Here is a 19,694-nt window from a genome sequence, read left to right on the forward strand (position 1 = left end):
GTGAATCGGCGCCACCCGAGAGAATGGATCTGCTCACAATCCCAACGCCATACCCAACAAACCCAACAAACCCAAAGAACCCAACAAGCCCACCCACCGCGAACGTCAAAAACCAAAAAGCGGGCACGATCAACAACAAGCGCCGCGAGCACCAAAATCAGGCACTTACCGACTCTCTCGACAAATCCGACCGGAAACCTTTAGTTAATCTCCCATTTGCCGACAGATTTATAGCACTAAGCCATCGCGCTCACTTGTCAGCCCGTTCGCCATGATGCAACCTTGCGACACGCGATTTAACGATGGGCTCCTTGCCCATGCGCGACCGTACTCTTTAAGCGAGTTCCTTCATGAAAAGCCAACCTGATGCTGCCGCCCGATCGGCAGCCGAGGTCGTGACGCAATTGCCGGTGCCCTCGCGGCTCGGCATGCTGCGTTTCGAACGGCTGAATGAACCCAGCTGGGCGATGCTGTACCTGGACCCCAACTGCGAAAAGCAGTTTGACATGCCGGCCATGGAACTGTGCGCCCTCGTCGGTGCACCCTATGCCAGCCTGATGGAACCGGAGGCCCGCTATCACCTGCACGATGCCGTGCAGATGCAACTGGCCAGTAACTCGCATTACATCATCCGCTACACCCTTCACACCGCTCGCGGCCCGCTGGGCCTGCTAGAGATCGGGGAAGGCTACAAACAGCGCAACCGCCACCTCCTGCGCGGCTACCTGATGGTGGTCGACGAGGTGTTCGACGCCAGCGAACTGGCGTTCAGCCCGGATCTGGAAGTCCAGAACTCACGCCTGCAGATCGCTTTGGAACTGAACCAGCGCGCTCAACACGAACAATTGCAGCACCTTGAGCGGGTTCGCGCGCAGCAGAGCCTGATTTTGCGCCTGGCGCGCCATCGCTACAGCTCCAGCAACTCCCTGCAGGAAGCCGCCGAGCTGATCACCAAGAGCGCTTGCGAGATCTACAACATTGATCGCGCAGCCATCTGGAACCTCAACGGTCAGACCCTTGAGCCGATTGCCGAGTATCGGCGAGACCTCGACGGTTACTTCAAACCCGACCCGATCGACATCAGTCGTTACCCCAGCTACCTGGAAGCGCTGCACACCAGTCGTGCCATCGACGCCAACGACGTGCAGCTCGACCCGCGCACCCGTGAACTGGCTGAAAGCCTCGGGCCGCGTGACATCAACGCGATTCTCGACGCCAGCATACGCATCGATGGCAACGTCGTCGGCGTGCTGTGCCTCGAGCAGACCGGCACTGCGCGCGACTGGCAGTCAGACGAAATTGCCTTCGCCGGTGAGTTGGCCGATCAGTTCGCACAAGCCATCAATAACCACAACCGTCGCACCGCCACCAACGCCCTGCACTTGTTCCAGCGGGCCGTGGAACAGAGCGCCAATGCGTTTCTGCTGGTCAACTGCGACGGCGTGGTCGAGTACGTCAACCCAAGCTTCACCGAGATCACCCAGTACACTGCGGATGAGGTCCACGGCCATCGCCTGTCGGAACTGCCCGCGCTGGAGAATCTCAACTCGCTGTTGCTCGACGCCAATTCCAGCCTGGTGAGCGGCAACAGCTGGCAAGGCGAATTCAAGAGCCGTCGCAAGAACCTTGAACCGTACTGGGGCCAGTTGTCGATTTCCAAGGTCTTTGGCGACAACCGCGAACTGACCCATTACATCGGCATCTACGAAGACATCACCCAGGCGAAGCTCTCCCAGCAGCGAATCGAGCGCCTGGCGTATACCGACAACCTGACCAATCTGGGCAACCGTCCGGCGTTCATTCGCACCCTCGACGAGCACTTCGCCCGGGACATCGAAACGCCCATCAGCCTGCTGCTGGTGGACATCGACAACTTCAAGCGGATCAACGACAGCCTCGGTCACCAGACCGGCGACAAGTTGCTGATCAGCCTCGCGCGGCGACTGCGCAACAGCCTTAGCCCGACCGGGATTCTCGCGCGCTTTGCCAGTAACGAATTCGCCGTGCTGCTGGACGATACCGGTCCAGAAGACGGTCAACGCATCGCCAGCCAGGTACTGACAACGCTGGACAAGCCGATGTTCGTCGATAACCAGTTGATCAGCGTGACCGGCTCCGTCGGCCTGGCCTGCGCGCCGCTGCACGGCCGCGACCCACAGACACTCATGAAGAACGCCGGTCTGGCGCTGCACAAGGCCAAGGCCAACGGCAAGCATCAGGTCCAGGTGTTCACCGAGGCGCTCAACGCCGAGGCCAGCTACAAGCTGTTCGTGGAGAACAACCTGCGCCGCGCCCTGACGCAAAACGAGCTGGAAGTCTTCTATCAGCCCAAGCTGTGCCTGCGCACCGGGCGCCTGTTGGGCATGGAAGCGCTGTTGCGCTGGAACCATCCGGAAAAGGGCATGATCCGGCCGGACCAGTTCATCAGCGTCGCCGAGGAAACCGGCCTGATCATCCCGATCGGCAAATGGGTCGCGCGGCAGTCCTGCCGCATGAGCAAACAACTCACCGCCGCGGGCTACGGCAAGCTGCACGTGGCGATCAACGTCTCGCCCAAACAATTCTCCGACCCGGAGCTGGTGACCTCCCTCGCCAACATTCTGCGCGAAGAACAGCTCGACCCGTCGCTGCTGGAGCTGGAGCTCACTGAAGGCCTGCTGCTGGAAGCGACCGAAGATACACGCCTGCAGCTCGAATCGCTGAAGACCCTTGGCCTGACGCTGGCGATGGACGACTTCGGCACTGGTTACTCGTCCTTCAGTTACTTGAAGAAATTCCCTATCGACGTCATCAAGATCGACCGCAGCTTCATCCGGGACATTCCGGACGATCAGGACGACATGGAAATCACCTCGGCGGTCATCGCCATGGCGCATAACCTCAAACTGACCGTGGTTGCCGAAGGCATCGAGACGGCCGAGCAACTGGCATTCCTGCGTCGTCACCGCTGCGACGTAGGCCAGGGTTATCTGTTCGATAAGCCTATCCCGGGCGAGGACCTGATCAACGCGTTGCGGCGTTATCCACGCGGACCTCAGCCCTGACATCCGGATGTTGCTCCCCTTCCCCGCTCAAGCCGTGTACGGCACACTGGTCGCCTTTCATTTGTAACAACACAATCTGACCCCATATACGTCCTTCACTGACAAACCCCGTCGGTTGTCATGTCCTTGAGAGGTCTACCTCATGGCCCTGCGCTCGGAAATCCTTGTGAACAAAAACGAACTCCCCACTGCCCAGCAAGCGCTGCCGGGCCGCGAAACCCCGATGGCTCTGCCGGAGACGCATTTCGTCAATGCCAACCCGCTGCTGGGCCCGTTCTTTCAAGACGTCGAATTCGCCATTTTCGGCCTGGGTTGCTTCTGGGGCGCCGAGCGTCGTTTCTGGCAACGTGATGGCGTTGTCAGCACAGTCGTTGGCTATGCGGGCGGCTTCACGCCGAACCCGACCTACGAAGAAGTCTGCTCCGGGCTGACCGGCCACGCTGAAGTCGTTCTGGTGGTGTATGAACCGGCGAAGGTCAGCTATCAAGAGCTGCTGGCGATGTTCTGGGAACTGCACAATCCGACGCAGGGCATGCGCCAGGGCAACGACCTCGGCACCCAGTACCGCTCGGTGATTTACGCCACCACGCCAGAGCAACTGCAAGCGGCAAAGGCCAGCGCCGAGGTGTACCAGGCCGAACTGACCAAGGCGGGCCTCGGGGAAATCACCACTGAAATTGACCAGGCGCCGACCGTGTATTTTGCCGAGGCTTATCACCAACAGTACCTGGCGAAGAATCCGCAAGGCTATTGCGGGATCGGCGGCACCGGTGTCTGCATGCCGCCGAGCCTGAATAAGGCTTAAGCCGCAAACCGACTGAACGATCAACACCGATACTCTGTAGGAGCCGGCTTACTGGCGAATGCGTCAGGTCAGACAAAATATTGTCTACTGATTCACCGGTTCGCCAGCAAGCCGGCTCCTACAAGGGTTCGCCGCACGGCACCTCAGACAATCAGCTCTCTGCAATCAGCCAATCCATCTTCCAGTCACCCTGAGTCTGGCCCAGTTTCTCGGCCAGCCACGGCAGCAGTTCACGCAGTTCTTCTTCCAGGCCCCACGGCGGGTTGGCGATGGCCATGCCCGAGCCGTTCAGGCTGTTCGGGGTGTCCAGCGGATGCACCAGCAGCTCCACACGCAACAGCTTCGGGGCGCCCGTCTCGGCCAGTTCCTGATAAAAGCGCTTGAGCGCGCGCTGGTCCTTGACCGGATACCAGATGGCGGCGACGGTCTGACGCATGCGACCGATGGCTTCCTTGAGTGCCACCGAGCAGCGCTTCATCTCGTCGAGTTGCTCGAACGGCGGGTCGATCAGCATCACCGCGCGCTTTTCCTGCACGGGCAGCAAGGCGCGCGGCACATGCCAGCCCTCACCCAGGTGCACCGCCACGCGGCGGTCGTACTTCATGTTGTCTTTGAGCATTGCGCCATCTTCAGGGTGCTTCTCGTTAAGCAGCACGCGGTCCTGCTCGCGGGTCAGACGGCGCGCCAGCTCAGGCGAACCGGGGTAATAGCGCAATTCGCCGGTCTTGCGGTTCATCTGGCGAATCACGTCCAGATAACCGGCAGCCATGGGCGGCACATCTTCGGCATCCCACAAACGGCCAATGCCTTCGATCCACTCTCCGGTGCGCGTAGCCTGATCGCCTTGCAGGTCGTACAGACCAAGGCCCGCATGGGTGTCGAGATAGGCGAGAGGCTGCTCCTTGCGCGACATCAGCGCGATCAAGCGAGTCAGGACGATGTGTTTGAAGACGTCGGCGTGATTGCCGGCGTGGAAGGCGTGACGGTAGTTCATGGCGGCTCCTGGAAGGCTGCGGAGTTTACCAAAACAGCCGCCCTTGCGCAGACCGCTCGTGCCTCGACGCAAGCTGCAAGCCGAATCACAGGCAAAAAAAAGCCCCGGTTAAGCCGTTACAAAACCGGGGTTGAGGGACATGCGCGGACGCGAAGGTGACCAAACCCATCGTCCGCGCACTTTTGAATGACGCCATTATGCCGAATGAACTAAACGGTTACATAGCCAAAACCGACACGCTGTTGTGCATCGCAGACATTGCCGAAGACAGGTATTGCCGAGCGTGCGTGGGGCTACCAGAATCGGCTCAATCCCACTAAAAGGAGCGAGCGTCATGATGCATGCGGACCTGATCGACCAGGACGATCTGCTGGGTCAACTCAGATCGATCGGCTTTGAAATGCCTTCCAGCGCCACCGCCGAACAAGCCTGCGCTCAGGTGGTGTGTGGCCTGAACGACGATCGTGCCCGGGCGTTGCGCCAGTTGGTGGAGAAGATGCTCACCAGCAGCGCGACCATCCTGCCAGCCGTGCGCCAGGCGATCGACCAACAGCTGCTGCCGGCGCTGGCGACGTATAACAAAGCCCGTACACAGGCCTGATTCTTGTAGGAGCGCGCTTGCCCGCGATTGAGGTTTGCCTGCAACCGATACGTTGACTGGCACACCCACGATCGCGGGCAAGCGCGCTCCTACAGATGCGTTAACCCGTTACAACCTCACACTCGCAAACGTCGATTCGTTACGCGCCTGGCTCAGGGCCGACAACGGGCCGGAGAGCGGTGCCAGGACCATGGCCTGAGGAATCGGCATCATCGCCACTTGCTGTGCGGTGTTGGACCCGACACGCTCATCGCGGGGCGGAATGCCGAAGTATTCGCGGTAGCACTTGGAAAAATGCGGTGTGGACACAAAGCCGCAGACGGACGCCACTTCGATGATCGACATCGGCGTTTGCTTGAGCAACTGACGCGCACGAATCAGGCGCAGCTTCAAGTAGTAGCGCGATGGCGAGCAATGCAGGTACTTCTGAAAGAGCCTTTCAAGCTGGCGGCGCGAGACGGAGACGTAGACCGCCAGTTCGTCGAGGTCGATAGGCTCCTCCAGGTTGGCCTCCATCAGCGCGACGATTTCCTGCAGCTTCGGCTGGTTGGTGCCGAGCATGTGCTTGAGCGGCACGCGCTGGTGATCCTGCTCGTTACGAATACGCTCATAGACGAACATCTCCGAGATCGCGGCGGACAGTTCACGGCCATGATCGCGGCTGATGAGGTGCAGCATCATGTCCAGCGGCGCGGTGCCGCCGGAGCTGGTGAAACGGTTACGGTCGAGCGTGAACAGACGCGTGCTCATCGCCACGCGAGGGAAAGCCTCCTGCATCGCGGCCAGACATTCCCAGTGCACGCTGCAATCGAAGCCGTCCAGAAGACCTGCGCAGGCCAGCGCCCAGCTGCCGGTGCACACCGCGCCGAGGCGTCGGGACTGGCGCGCCTGGCTCTGCAGCCAGCTCACGTGTTCGCGGGTAACGGTGCGTTGAATGCCGACGCCGCCGCAGACGATCACGGTGTCCAGCACCGGCGCCTTGTGCATCGAAGCGTCGGGAGTGATTTGCAAGCCGTCACTGGCCCATACCTGGCCGCCGTCGACGGTCAATGTGGTCCAGCGATACAGCTCACGACCGGACAACTGGTTCGCCATGCGTAACGGTTCAACCGCCGACGCGAGAGAGATGAGTGTGAAATTGTCCAGCAGCAGAAAGCCGATGGATTGGGGCGCACGGTTCTGGGGTTGAGCCCCGGCGTTGAACGAAGTCATCACAGTATCTCCTCTCACGTAAAGCAATTGATGGCCCCAGCTAGAGGCTCTTGTTGTATGGCCCTCATCAGTGGAGGACTCTGCTATTGCAACGCAAATGCCATGCCTAAACTTGAATAGACATTCAATAAACCCTGTTTGCGACGTCGCGATGCGTCTATTCGGGAGCGACATGGCTGTTCCGTTAGCGACCTATCGATCCCTGAGCCGCGAAAACAAAGGAACGAATGAGCAATTCGGTAGCACTTGTGGGAAAAGAGGAAATGCCTGACAGACAGGAGTGTCACTCCTTGCACAGGTGACCGGCGGTAGGCCGTTAAACGCCTGTGAGACATGGCTTTGCGCCATGTCTATCCGGGTCACGCGCCAAAAGGCAGCGGCGGGTTTGAAACGTGATTCAAAAGCGAGCAGAAGGTAATCGCATTACCCCTTGGTCTTGATCGGGGTGTCAGCCACGACGACGTCTTCAGACAGATCGCAATCGCGAGCAAGCTCACTCCTACCGGTATTCGGTTATCCGCACATGAGTCGTCTGACGCAAAACCTTTGTGGGAGTGAGCTTGCTCGCGAAAACATCGGAACAAGCGCTGCACAGTCCTGGATCAACACTCCACCGCACTGACCGCCAACCCGCCGCGCGATGTCTCTTTATATTTGTCATGCATGTCGGCACCGGTGTCGCGCATGGTGCGAATCACCCGATCAAGCGAAATGAAGTGAGTGCCGTCACCGCGCAGCGCCATCTGTGCCGCATTGATTGCCTTCACGGCGGCAATCGCATTGCGCTCGATGCAGGGCACTTGAACCAGGCCCCCAACCGGGTCGCAGGTCAGCCCCAGGTTGTGTTCGAGTCCGATTTCAGCCGCGTTGCACAATTGCGCAGGCGTTGCGCCAAGAATGTCCGCCAGTCCGGCCGCGGCCATGGCACAGGCCGAACCCACTTCGCCCTGACAACCCACTTCGGCACCAGAGATCGAGGCATTCTTTTTACACAGGATGCCGATTGACGCGGCAGCCAGGAAATAATCCACCACGTTGGCTTCGCTGACTTCATCGCTGAATTTGACGAAATAATGCAGCACCGCCGGAATGATGCCCGCTGCGCCGTTCGTAGGCGCGGTGACCATGCGCCCACCTGCGGCGTTCTCTTCATTGACCGCGAGCGCAAACAGGTTGACCCACTCCATCGCATTCAAGGTCGAGCCGATCACGTTCGGCTTGCCCAGCTCCTGAAGGCTGCGATGCAGCCGTGCTGCGCGGCGACGCACATTCAGGCCGCCAGGCAGGATGCCTTCGTGTTTCAGGCCGTGCTCCACACAATCCTGCATCGCACGCCACAAACGCATCAGCCCGGCCCGTATTTCCTCTTCGCTGCGCCAGACCTTCTCGTTTGCCATCATCAGTTCCGAGACACGCAGACCATGCTTCTCACACAGCATCAGCAGCTCATCGGCACTGGAGAAGTCATAGGGCAGCACGGTGTTGTCCATGTCCAGCACACCGCTGGCCGCCTGCGCCTCATCAACGACAAACCCGCCGCCCACCGAATAGTAGGTGTCGCGGTGCAGCTCGCCGCTCGCATCGAAGGCGATCAAGGTCATGGCGTTGGGATGAAAGGGCAGGTTTTCGTCGATCAGTTGCATGTCGCGCTGCCAGACGAACGTGATCGGGTGATCGCCGTTGAGCTTCAAGGTGTCGGTTTCACGCAGCTCTGCAATGTGCTGACCGATCAAGGTCGGGTCGATTGCATCAGGCCATTCGCCCATCAAACCCATGATCACGGCGTTGTCGCTGCCGTGCCCGACCCCGGTCGCTGACAGCGATCCGTACAGACGCACTTCGATGCGCAAAACCGACGCCAACTGGTCGCGTTCACGCAAGCCTTGAACGAACAATGCCGCTGCGCGCATCGGTCCCACGGTGTGGGAACTGGAAGGACCGATACCAATCTTGAACAGGTCGAACACGCTGATAGCCATTAACCGCAAACCTCCGTAGAACAGGGTTCCCGGCGCGCCAGGCGGCCGGCGACGGAACTGCTACGCTCAAGCTGCTATCCGTCGAGATGGCGGCATCATCAGCCTTTTATCTTCAACGACGGCGTCTCACACCGACCCACTCTTGTCCACGAACGTCGCGGCTACGCAGAAGCCTCCAGGAGCACACCCTCTAGAAGAAGACCCAGTGTTTTCGACACTTTTTGCCGCTTTGACACTCGAAAACCGTTCGGCGAGCGGGGAAAAAATCTGTAAGCGACGTCACCGACACTGGATACGACCCCCTCTGTACTGGTTACGACGCGCCCTGTAGGCGTTTGTTTTTCCCTGTTACATGATCGTTATCGACTCAATCGCCAGACGCAGTGATAGAGCTGTTTTCCCACTTGACTCGCCGACACCCAAAAACGCGTCAGCCCTGACTGATGACGAGAAGAAAACACCTAAGGAGTCCAACCATGAAAGGTTCACACAAGCTATTGCTGGGCGTTGCGCTGAGTCTGCCCATGCTGGCCCAGGCCGCAGAGCCCGAGGCTTGCAAGACAGTCAATTTTTCCGATGTAGGCTGGACCGATATCACCGCGACTACTGCGACCACCAGCGTTGTCCTTCAGTCACTGGGCTACAAAACCAAGACCACCATGATTTCCGTACCGGTGACCTACAAGTCGCTGGCCGATGGCAAGAATATGGACGTGTTCCTCGGCAACTGGATGCCGACCATGGAAAACGACATCAAGCCATACCGCGACGCCGGCACTGTCGAAGTCGTGCGCACCAACCTCACAGGCGCCAAATACACACTGGCCGTACCGCAAGCGCTGTACGACAAAGGCCTGCATGATTTCGCCGACATCGCCAAATTCAAGAAAGAACTCGATGGCAAGATCTACGGCATCGAGCCCGGCAACGACGGCAACCGCCTGATCCAGAGCATGATCGACAAAGACGCATTCGGCCTGAAGACCGCCGGGTTCAAAGTCGTCGAATCGAGCGAAGCCGGCATGCTCTCCCAAGTGGATCGCGCCTCCAAGCGCGACACCGCCGTGGTGTTCCTGGGCTGGGCACCGCACCCGATGAACAAGCGCTTCAAGATTCAGTACCTGACCGGTGGCGACGACTTCTTCGGCCCCGACTTTGGCGCCGCGACCGTCGCGACCAACACGCGCAAGGGTTACACCCAGGAGTGCAGCAACGTCGGTCAGTTGCTGAAGAATCTGCAGTTCACCGTCGACATGGAAAGCGAGCTGATGGGCAACATCCTGGACGACAAGATGAAGCCTGAAGCCGCCGCGAAGGCGTGGTTGAAGAAGAATCCTCAAGTACTCGACACCTGGCTGGCGGGTGTCACCACAGTGGACGGTAAACCTGGCCTGGAAGCCGCTAAAGCCGAGCTGACGAAGTAACTCGACACGCAGGCGGGTTCGCCCGCCTGTTGTCCTCTTTTCATCCCGCACGCGGACAATCGATATCATGCTGACTGATCATAAAATCCCCCTAGGCCAGTACATCGCAGGCTTTGTCGACTGGCTGACCCAACACGGCGCCAGCACCTTCGACGCCATCGCCTCGTCACTGGAAACCATGATCCACGGACTGACTTCCGGTCTGACGTGGTTCAATCCGTTTGTCCTGATCGGCCTGATTGCTCTGCTCGCACACTTCATCCAGCGCAAGTGGGGCCTGACCGCCTTCGTCATCCTTTCGTTTTTGCTGATCCTGAACCTGGGGTATTGGCAGGAAACCATGGAAACCCTGGCCCAGGTGCTGTTTGCCACCCTGGTCTGTGTGGTGATCGGCGTGCCGCTGGGCATCGTTGCCGCGCACAAGCCGATGTTTTACACCTGCATGCGCCCCGTCCTCGACCTGATGCAGACGGTGCCGACGTTCGTTTACCTGATTCCAACCCTGACCCTGTTCGGGCTGGGCGTGGTACCGGGTCTGATTTCCACGGTGGTGTTCGCGATTGCCGCCCCCATCCGGTTGACCTATCTGGGCATCTGCGATGTCCCGCAAGAACTCCTCGACGCCGGCAAGGCCTTCGGCTGCTCCCGTCGCCAACTGCTTTCCCGAATCGAACTGCCCCACGCCATGCCTAGCATCGCGGCCGGCATCACCCAGTGCATCATGCTGTCGTTGTCGATGGTGGTGATCGCAGCACTGGTGGGTGCGGACGGCTTGGGCAAACCTGTGGTCAACGCACTGAACACTGCTGATATCGCACTGGGCTTCGAAGCAGGCCTTGCGATCGTATTGCTGGCGATCATGCTCGACCGTATCTGCAAACAACCCGACGCAAAAGTGAGGGCCGACGCATGAGCATCATCAAATTCGACCAGGTAGACGTCGTCTTCTCCAAAGACCCGCGCGAGGCTCTCAAGCTGCTGGATCAGGGCCTGGCGCGGCCGGAAATCCTGAAAAAAACCGGTCAGATCGTTGGCGTTGAAAAAGCCAGTCTGGAAATCAACAAAGGCGAAATCTGTGTGCTGATGGGCTTGTCCGGTTCGGGCAAATCCAGCCTGCTGCGCTGCATCAACGGCCTGAACACGGTCAGCCGCGGTTCGCTGTTCGTGGAGCACGAAGGGAAGCAGATCAACATCGCCAACTGCACCCCGGCCGAGCTGAAAATGATGCGCACCAAGCGCATCGCGATGGTGTTCCAGAAGTTCGCCCTGATGCCATGGCTGACCGTTCGCGAGAACATCAGCTTTGGCCTGGAAATGCAGGGGCGCCCCGAAAAAGAACGTCGCCAACTGGTCGACGAAAAACTTGAGCTGGTGGGCTTGGCCCAGTGGCGTAACAAGAAGCCTGACGAACTGTCCGGCGGCATGCAGCAGCGCGTGGGCCTGGCCCGTGCATTGGCGATGGACGCCGACATTCTGCTGATGGACGAACCGTTCTCCGCTCTCGACCCGCTGATCCGCCAGGGTCTGCAGGATGAACTGTTGGCCCTGCAGAAGAAATTGAGCAAAACCATCGTGTTCGTGAGCCATGACCTGGACGAAGCCCTGAAGCTGGGCACCCGCATCGCGATCATGAAAGACGGCCGGATCATCCAGTACAGCGTGCCGGAAGAGATCGTGCTCAACCCTGCGGACGAATACGTGCGGACCTTCGTCGCGCACACCAACCCGCTCAACGTCCTGTGTGGCCGCAGCCTGATGCGCCCGATCACCGATTGCACGCGCATCAACGGCTCCCAGGTGTGCCTGGACCCGGGCGACGATTCATGGATCGATCTGGCAGACGGCAACACGATCAAAGGCCTGCGCCAGCACGGCGCGGCGGTGGACCTGCAGAGCTGGGAACCCGGCCAGGCGGTCGAAAACCTGGGCCGCAGACCGACTGTCGTGCACTCCGACATCGGCATGCGTGAAGCGCTGCAGATTCGTTACCACACCGGCAACAAGCTGGTGCTTCAAGAGAACAACCAACTGGTCGGCATTCTGGGCGACAGCGAGCTGTACCACGCGTTGCTTGGTAAGAATCACGGCTAAACGCACCACCAGACTGTGATCGTTCCCACGCAGAGCGTGGGAACGATCACACAAACGGGTAAGCGCGACACCCGAAACTGTAGGAGCGAGGCTTGTCCCGCGATCTGCCGGGAACCGGCAGCAAATTCAGCGAATGCGGTGTGCCTGACACCCCCAATGCGGATGGATTTGCTGCCGCTGCGCAGCAGATCGCGGGACGAGCCACGCTCCTACAAATGATCGTTTCAAGGCTCTAAAACGCACGAGATCAACAGCTTTCCGCACGCCCATGGTTTTTTGTTGATTGAACGTTCAATTAAAAAGCAATATACTGGAGGCCGTTTTTCAGCCCTTCTCGATCACCCGGCAAGCCACGGAGACGCTCAGATGCCCAAGGTCGGTATGCAACCCATTCGTCGTCAGCAACTGATTCAGGCCACGCTTTCGGCCGTCGATCAGGTCGGGATGGGCGATGCCAGCATCGCGTTGATCGCCAGACTGGCCGGCGTCTCCAACGGTATCATCAGTCACTACTTTCAGGACAAGAACGGCCTGATCGCAGCGACCATGCGCCACCTGATGAACGCACTGATCATCAACGTCGCCGAACGCCGGCAGGCACTGACCGACAGCAGCCCCAGGGCGCATCTGAAAGTCATCATCGAGGGCAACTTCGACGCCAGTCAGGTCAACGGCCCGGCCATGAAAACCTGGCTCGCGTTCTGGGCCACCAGCATGCATTCGCCATCGCTGCACCGATTACAGCGCATCAACGATCACCGCCTGTATTCGAACCTGTGCTGCCAGTTCCGCCGCGTGCTGCCACTGGACGACGCACGCACCGCAGCTCGCGGCCTGGCGGCGCTGATCGATGGACTGTGGTTGCGCGGCGCGCTTTCCGGCGATGCCTTCGATACCCAACAGGCGCAACAGCTCGCCTACGAATACATGGATTTCCAACTGGCAAAAGCGGCGCGCTGCTCCTGATACATACGGCAGGCCGCCCGACAACGACCGGCACAGCACTCAACGCACCCGGTCATCGCCATTCACAGACAACTGCGAGGACTTTATGGCCCGTTTCGAACTGCAAAAACTCTACATTGACGGTGGTTACGTCGACGCCAGCAGCGACGCGACCTTCGAAGCCATCAACCCGGCCAACGGCGAGGTGCTCGCCAAGGTTCAGCGGGCCAGCCAGGCCGACGTCGAACGCGCTGTCGTCAGTGCGGAAAAGGGTCAGAAGATCTGGGCTGCGATGACCGCCATGGAGCGCTCGCGCATCCTGCGTCGGGCCGTCGATATCCTGCGCGAGCGCAACGATGAGCTGGCTGCACTGGAAACCCTGGACACCGGCAAAGCGATCTCCGAAACCAAATACGTCGACATCGTCACCGGCGCCGATGTGCTGGAGTACTACGCAGGCCTGGTTCCGGCTATCGAAGGCGAGCAGATCCCGCTGCGCACCTCTTCTTTCGTTTACACCCGCCGCGAGCCGCTGGGTGTCACGGTCGGCATTGGTGCGTGGAACTACCCGATCCAGATCGCCCTGTGGAAATCCGCGCCGGCCTTGGCTGCGGGCAACGCGATGATCTTCAAGCCGAGCGAAGTCACCTCGCTGACCACCCTGAAACTAGCCGAGATCTACACCGAAGCCGGCCTGCCCGACGGCGTGTTCAACGTCCTGACCGGCAGCGGTCGCGAAGTCGGCACCTGGCTGACCGAGCACCCGCGCATCGAGAAGGTTTCGTTCACCGGCGGCACCGACACCGGCAAGAAAGTCATGGCCAGCGCCTCCAGTTCGTCGCTCAAGGAAGTGACCATGGAGCTGGGCGGCAAGTCGCCGCTGATCATTTTCGACGATGCCGATCTGGATCGTGCCGCCGACATCGCCATGATGGCCAACTTCTACAGTTCCGGTCAGGTCTGCACCAACGGCACCCGCGTGTTCGTGCCAGCCTCGCTGAAGTCGGCGTTCGAAGCGAAGATTCTGGAACGCGTGAACCGTATCCGCGTCGGTAACCCGGAAGATGACAACACCAACTTCGGCCCGCTGGTGAGCTTCGCGCACATGGAAAGCGTGTTGGGCTACATCGCCAAGGGCAAGGAAGAAGGCGCGCGCCTGCTGGTCGGCGGTAACCGTTTGACCGATGGCGAATTCGCCAAAGGCGCATTCGTTGCGCCGACCGTGTTCACCGACTGCAGCGACGACATGACCATCGTCAAAGAAGAGATCTTCGGCCCGGTCATGAGCATCCTCAGTTACGAGTCCGAGGACGAAGTGATCCGCCGCGCCAACGACACCGAAATGGGCCTGGCGGCGGGCATCGTGACCAAAGACCTGAACCGCGCCCACCGCGTGATTCACCAGCTCGAAGCCGGCATCTGCTGGATCAACGCCTGGGGCGAATCCGACGCGAAGATGCCGGTCGGCGGCTACAAGCAATCGGGTGTTGGCCGCGAGAACGGGATCAGCTCGCTGGCGCAGTACACGCGCCTCAAATCGGTACAGGTCGAGCTGGGCGATTACGCGTCGGTGTTCTAAACCCGGCCTTACGCCATGACCCGATCTCTGTAGGAGCAGTTGTAACCTCCGACTGCTCCTACAGGAGATTGAGTCAACAGCCATACCCCTGATCACCTTATGAAGAGGGAGCATTTTAATGTCCCAAGAATACGACTACATCATCATCGGGGCCGGCTCTGCCGGTAACACCCTGGCAGCCCGTCTCACCGAAGACGCGGGCGTCACCGTTCTGTTGCTCGAAGCCGGCGGCCCGGATTACCGCGCCGACTTCCGCACCCAAATGCCGGCCGCGCTGGCGTTCCCGCTTCAGGGTCGTCGCTACAACTGGGCTTACGAAACCGAGCCCGAGCCTTACATGAACAACCGCCGGATGGAGTGCGGTCGTGGCAAAGGCCTGGGCGGTTCGTCGCTGATCAACGGCATGTGCTACATCCGTGGCAACGCGATGGACTATGACGGCTGGGCGAAATTGCCAGGGCTGGAAGACTGGACCTACCTCGACTGCCTGCCGTATTTCCGCAAGGCGGAAACCCGCGATATCGGTCCGAACGACTACCATGGCGGCGAAGGCCCGGTCAGCGTGACCACGCCCAAAGCGGGTAACAATCCGCTGTTCGCCGCGATGGTGGAAGCCGGTGTTCAGGCGGGTTACCCACGCACCGAAGACCTTAACGGCTATCAACAGGAAGGCTTCGGCCCGATGGACCGCACCGTCACACCGTTCGGTCGTCGCGCCAGCACCGCCCGTGGTTATCTGGACGAAGCGAAGAAGCGCTCGACGCTGACCATCGTCACCCATGCACTGACCGATCGCATCCTGTTCGAGGGCAAACGTGCCGTGGGCGTGGCCTACCTGGTCGGCAACAGCGACACGCGCATCGAAGCCCGCGCACGCAAGGAAGTCCTGTTGTGCAGCGGCGCGATTGCCTCGCCTCAGGTCCTGCAGCGTTCCGGCGTCGGCCCTGCCGCGCTGCTGAAGAAGCTCGACATTCCGGTGGTGCACGATCTGCCCGGCGTGGGGGAGAACCTTCAGGACCACCTGGAGATGTACCTGCAGTATGCCTGCAAGGAACCGGTCTCGCTGTACCCCTCCTTGCTCTGGTGGAACCAGCCGGCCATTGGTGCCGAGTGGATGTTTCTGGGCAAGGGCATCGGTGCCAGCAATCAGTTCGAGGCCGGCGGTTTCATTCGCTCACGCGAGGAATTCGAGTGGCCGAACATTCAGTACCACTTCCTGCCGGTGGCGATTAACTACAACGGCAGCAAGGGTGTGAAGGAGCACGGGTTCCAGGCCCACGTGGGCTCGATGCGCTCGCCGAGCCGCGGCCGTGTGCAGCTGAAGTCCAGGAATCCGCGCGACTACCCGAGCATCCTGTTCAATTACATGTCCACCGAACAGGACTGGCAGGAGTTCCGCGACGGCATCCGCCTGACCCGGGAAATCATGCAACAGCCTGCGCTGGACAAGTACCGCGGTCGCGAGATCAGTCCGGGCATCGAAGTGCAGACCGACGAGCAGCTTGACCAGTTCGTCCGCGAGCACGCCGAAACGGCCTATCACCCGTCGTGCTCGTGCAAGATGGGCACCGATGAAATGGCCGTGGTCGACGGTGAAGGTCGTGTGCACGGGATGCAGAACCTGCGCGTGGTCGACGCTTCGATCATGCCGATCATCACCACCGGCAACCTGAATGCGCCGACGATCATGATCGCCGAGAAAATCGCCGACAAGATCCGCGGTCGCGCTCCGCTGCCACGCAGCACCGCACGGTATTACGTGGCTGGCGATGCGCCGGTGCGTGGCAAGCCGATGCGTGAGGTTGGCTCGAGGGCGCAGTAGTCGAGCCGGTTGCCATCGTCCGTGCCGGTGACTGCAAGCCCTGTAGGAGCGCGCTTGCCGGCGAATGCGTCAGCACTTCAGCATTGAGGGTGGCTGGCACGACGCATTCGCCACCGTCGTAACCTCCGGCAGCTCCCACAGGAGGACGCTCAGCAGACAGGCCATCGCAGCTGAGCGAGTCTGGTGTCAGAGAAGATCCAGCGTGTCACGCACTCTGTGTGGGAGCTGCCGGAGGTTACGACGGTGGCGAAGCGGTCGGTAGAGCCGATGCAACCCTTCTTGGCTTCCCGCCCAAAGGCTCAAGCGCGCTATGATTCGAACCGTGCCTGTCCGAATCGCCAAGGAGCCTTCCTGCATGTTCGACTTCTCCGCTCAACTCAAGCAGCGGTTCGCCGCCTTGCAGAGCAGCGCCCGATTTTTCTCCCTGCGCTACGTCAAACAAACCAGTCAGCACCTGACCGTGCGCAAGAACGTCGCCGAACCGCCGCAGCTGAGCACTGACGAAGGTGCGATGCTGACCGTACGCATTGACGGGGTCGAAGCGTACGCGGCCACCAACGACCTCTCGCAACAGGGTTTACAGGCCGCGCTCGAACGGGCCGAAGCTCAGGCCCGCATGCTCGCCCCGCACGCATTGCTCGACCTGCGCGAGCAGGCTGTGGCGACGAGCCGTGCTGACTATCTCTCACCGAACCTGACCAGCGCCTTCCCATCGCTCAGCGATTGTTATGCCCTGCTCGGCAGCGAATCCGCCTCCGTGCCCAAGGACGATCGACTGGTCAATTGGCAAGTCAGTCTGGGGCTGGAAAACGTCGAGCAGATTTACCTGAACAGCGCGGGGGCCGAAATCCGTCAGGCGCAGCGCTTTGTCTTCCCCGGCCTCAGCGTCACCGCCTATGACGGCAAAGACAGCCAGACCCGCAGCCTGGGTCGCGACAACTTCGGCCAGCAAGGCGGCGCGGAAGTCATTACCGCCTGCGGCATCATCGGTGCGGCGGCCCACGTCGCCGATCAGGCGCTGCAACTGATCCTGGCGCCCAACACCCCAAGCGGCCCCCGCGACCTGTTGCTGACGCCCGATCAAATGATCCTGCAAATCCACGAGTCCATCGGCCACCCGCTGGAGCTGGACCGCATTCTCGGTGACGAGCGCAACTACGCCGGCACCAGCTTCGTCAAGGCCAGCGACTTCGGCACCCTGCGCTATGGCTCGGACCTGCTCAACGTGACCTTTGACCCGGACATCCCCGAGCAACTGGCAAGTTACGGCTACGACGACGATGGCACGCCCGCCACCAAGCAATTCCTGATCAAGGAAGGGATTCTGCAGCGGCCGCTGGGTGGCGCGCTGTCGCAATACCGCTCCGGTATGGAAGGCGTCGCCAACAGCCGCGCCTGCAGCTGGAACCGGGCGCCCATCGACCGCATGGCCAACCTCAACATCGAGCCGGGCGACCAGTCGATGGCACAACTGATTGGCGGTATCGAGCACGGCATTTTGATGAGCACCAACCGCTCGTGGTCGATCGACGATGCGCGCAACAAATTTCAGTTCGGCTGCGAGTGGGGTCAGTTGATCGAGAACGGCGAGCTCAAGGGTGTCGTGAAAAACCCGAACTACCGCGCCATTTCCGCGCAATTCTGGCGCAACCTCAGCGCCGTCGGTGACGCAAGCACCTTCAAGGTCCTTGGCACGCCGAACTGCGGCAAGGGCGAGCCCAACCAAGTGGTGCGCGTTGGCCATGCCTCGCCCGCCTGTGTGTTCACCAACGTCGATGTTTTCGGAGGTGATGCCTGATGTCCCATCAAGCTCAATTCAATGCCCTGGTCGATTGGCTGCGCGGCGCTGTCACAGGTCAGGAACGCTTCACGCTGAGCTATAACGCCGAGGCGTCGGACTTCATTCGCTTCAACCACGCCAAGGTGCGCCAGGCCGGTCATGTGCAGCAGGCGAGCGTGTCGTTCAAGCTGATCGAAGACGGCCGCCACGCCGACCTGAACCTGACGCTGTCAGGCGATGAGGCGATGGACCGTCAGCGTTTGAGTGAAGCCCTTGGCCAACTGCGCGAGACACTGACACTGTTGCCGGTCGATCCGTACCTGCTGCTCAACGAAGCCCCCTGGCACAGCAGCAACATCCAGGACGTACCGCTGCCGGATAGCGCTCATGTCGTCGAGCAGATCGCGCAGTCGGGCGAAGGTCTGGACCTGGTCGGCATCTACGCCGCCGGACCGATCTACCGAGGGTTCGCCAGCTCAAGCGGCGCGCTGGGTTGGCATCAGGCCAACAGCTTCAATTTTGACTGGAGCCTGTTCCACGAAAACGGTCAGGCCGTGAAAGCCAATTACGCGGGTCACACGTGGGACGATGAAGCATTCTCCCAGCGTTTCGCCCTCGCCCGCGAGCAGCTTGAGTTCCTGGGGCATCCGGCCCACCCATTGCCGCCGGGCCAATACCGGGCGTACCTGGCGCCGGCGGCATTGGAAGAGGTTATAGGCATGCTGTGCTGGGGCGGCTTCTCGGCGCAGTCGCTGGCGGACAAGACCAGTCCGCTGCAGCGTCTTTATGACGGTCACGCAACGCTGAATCCGCTGGTGGGTCTGGATGAGCAGGTCACGGGCTCATTGTCGCCAGCGTTCTCGGGTGAAGGTTATCCACGCGCCGACCTGTCGCTGGTGGTGGGGGGCATTGCGAAGGATCGCCTGATCGATTCACGCAGCGCGGCCGAGTACGGCCTGATCGCCAACGGCGCCGGGTGGGGTGAATCGCCCAGTGCGCTGAGCATGAACGGCGGCTCGCTGGCGCTGGACGATGTGCTCAAGGAACTGGGCACCGGCCTGTACATCAGCAACCTGTGGTATCTGAATTTCTCCGACCGCACCGCCGGGCGGATCACGGGAATGACGCGCTTTGCGACGTTCTGGGTCGAAGATGGCCAGATCAAGGCGCCGGTGAACACCATGCGCTTCGACGACAGTATTTTCAGCCTGCTCGGCAGCGCGCTCGAACAATTGACTGCGCAAAGGGAACTCATTCTGTCGACAAGTACCTACAGTCAACGTCAGACAGCCTCTAACCTGCTGCCGGGGGCGTTGGTGAGCAAGCTGACGTTGACCCTTTGACAAACGCAGCACACTTGTAGGAGCGCGCGTGGTCTGGGCCGCAATCGCGGGCAAGCGCGCTCCTACAGCAACTGC

General features: G+C 60.5%; 16 protein-coding genes. 13 read left to right on the plus strand and 3 right to left on the minus strand.

All coding sequences use genetic code 11. From position 1 onward, the window contains the following. The 3 genes from BMY73_RS28420 to msrA form a co-directional block, all read left to right on the plus strand. On the plus strand, positions 1 to 275 hold a 275-nt coding region (locus BMY73_RS28420; protein ID WP_218190160.1), incomplete at its 5' end, for a hypothetical protein. A 75-nt stretch (positions 276 to 350) separates the two neighbouring features. Beyond that, a complete protein-coding gene (locus BMY73_RS18040) occupies positions 351 to 3,044 on the plus strand; it encodes a putative bifunctional diguanylate cyclase/phosphodiesterase (protein WP_092408761.1) in 2,694 nt (897 codons plus the stop codon). Positions 3,045 to 3,186: 142 nt separating this feature from the next. After that, positions 3,187 to 3,849 (plus strand): peptide-methionine (S)-S-oxide reductase MsrA, encoded by a 663-nt coding sequence (gene msrA, locus BMY73_RS18045; RefSeq protein ID WP_092408763.1) that lies wholly within the window; start codon positions 3,187 to 3,189, stop codon positions 3,847 to 3,849. Between the two features lie 151 nt (positions 3,850 to 4,000). On the opposite strand, the gene BMY73_RS18050 is transcribed toward msrA, so the two are convergent. Then, positions 4,001 to 4,843 carry a 23S rRNA (adenine(2030)-N(6))-methyltransferase RlmJ gene (locus tag BMY73_RS18050; protein WP_092408765.1) on the minus strand — a complete coding sequence of 281 codons (843 nt, stop codon included), beginning with the start codon at positions 4,841 to 4,843 and terminating at the stop codon, positions 4,001 to 4,003. Between the two features lie 334 nt (positions 4,844 to 5,177). Between BMY73_RS18050 and BMY73_RS18055 the strand changes: the two genes are divergently transcribed. After that, positions 5,178 to 5,444, plus strand: coding sequence for a hypothetical protein (locus tag BMY73_RS18055; protein ID WP_092408767.1), 267 nt, complete (start codon positions 5,178 to 5,180; stop codon positions 5,442 to 5,444). A gap of 108 nt (positions 5,445 to 5,552) precedes the next feature. On the opposite strand, the gene BMY73_RS18060 is transcribed toward BMY73_RS18055, so the two are convergent. Beyond that, complete coding sequence (locus BMY73_RS18060; protein WP_062379145.1) at positions 5,553 to 6,656, minus strand: choline metabolism transcriptional regulator GbdR; 1,104 nt, start codon at positions 6,654 to 6,656, stop codon at positions 5,553 to 5,555. Positions 6,657 to 7,258: 602 nt separating this feature from the next. Beyond that, entirely contained in the window at positions 7,259 to 8,635 is a 1,377-nt protein-coding gene (locus BMY73_RS18065) for an L-serine ammonia-lyase (RefSeq protein WP_092408769.1), read from the minus strand. Positions 8,636 to 9,111: 476 nt separating this feature from the next. On the opposite strand from BMY73_RS18065, the gene BMY73_RS18070 reads away from it, so the two are divergent. The 9 genes from BMY73_RS18070 to BMY73_RS18105 all read left to right on the plus strand — a co-directional run bounded on the left by BMY73_RS18070 (position 9,112) and on the right by BMY73_RS18105 (position 19,619). Then, complete coding sequence (locus BMY73_RS18070) at positions 9,112 to 10,059, plus strand: choline ABC transporter substrate-binding protein (protein WP_062379147.1); 948 nt, start codon at positions 9,112 to 9,114, stop codon at positions 10,057 to 10,059. A gap of 64 nt (positions 10,060 to 10,123) precedes the next feature. Further along, positions 10,124 to 10,972: a choline ABC transporter permease subunit gene (gene choW, locus BMY73_RS18075; protein ID WP_175500207.1), complete on the plus strand. Its 849-nt coding sequence runs from the start codon at positions 10,124 to 10,126 to the stop codon at positions 10,970 to 10,972. Further along, a complete protein-coding gene (choV, locus tag BMY73_RS18080) occupies positions 10,969 to 12,150 on the plus strand; it encodes a choline ABC transporter ATP-binding protein (protein WP_092408771.1) in 1,182 nt (393 codons plus the stop codon). The genes choW and choV overlap by 4 nt, the downstream gene beginning before the upstream one ends. Positions 12,151 to 12,242: 92 nt before the next feature. Then, positions 12,243 to 12,386, plus strand: a complete 144-nt coding sequence (locus BMY73_RS28350; RefSeq protein WP_175500206.1) for a hypothetical protein — start codon at positions 12,243 to 12,245, stop codon at positions 12,384 to 12,386. A gap of 130 nt (positions 12,387 to 12,516) precedes the next feature. After that, on the plus strand, positions 12,517 to 13,116 hold the full coding sequence (gene betI / locus BMY73_RS18085; protein ID WP_092408773.1) for a transcriptional regulator BetI: 600 nt from the start codon (positions 12,517 to 12,519) through the stop codon (positions 13,114 to 13,116). Positions 13,117 to 13,201: 85 nt separating this feature from the next. Next, positions 13,202 to 14,674: a betaine-aldehyde dehydrogenase gene (betB, locus tag BMY73_RS18090; protein WP_092408775.1), complete on the plus strand. Its 1,473-nt coding sequence runs from the start codon at positions 13,202 to 13,204 to the stop codon at positions 14,672 to 14,674. Between the two features lie 118 nt (positions 14,675 to 14,792). After that, entirely contained in the window at positions 14,793 to 16,496 is a 1,704-nt protein-coding gene (gene betA / locus BMY73_RS18095; protein WP_092408777.1) for a choline dehydrogenase, read from the plus strand. A 355-nt stretch (positions 16,497 to 16,851) separates the two neighbouring features. Then, the gene (locus tag BMY73_RS18100; RefSeq protein WP_092408779.1) at positions 16,852 to 18,294 is read left to right on the plus strand and encodes a TldD/PmbA family protein; all 1,443 of its coding nucleotides are present in this window, start codon (positions 16,852 to 16,854) and stop codon (positions 18,292 to 18,294) included. Next, complete coding sequence (locus BMY73_RS18105; protein ID WP_092408781.1) at positions 18,294 to 19,619, plus strand: TldD/PmbA family protein; 1,326 nt, start codon at positions 18,294 to 18,296, stop codon at positions 19,617 to 19,619. Before BMY73_RS18100 ends, BMY73_RS18105 begins: the two co-directional genes overlap by 1 nt. Positions 19,620 to 19,694 lie beyond the last annotated feature (75 nt).

The organism is Pseudomonas sp. NFACC02, from assembly GCF_900110765.1.
In the GTDB taxonomy this organism is placed as follows: Bacteria; Pseudomonadota; Gammaproteobacteria; order Pseudomonadales; family Pseudomonadaceae; genus Aquipseudomonas.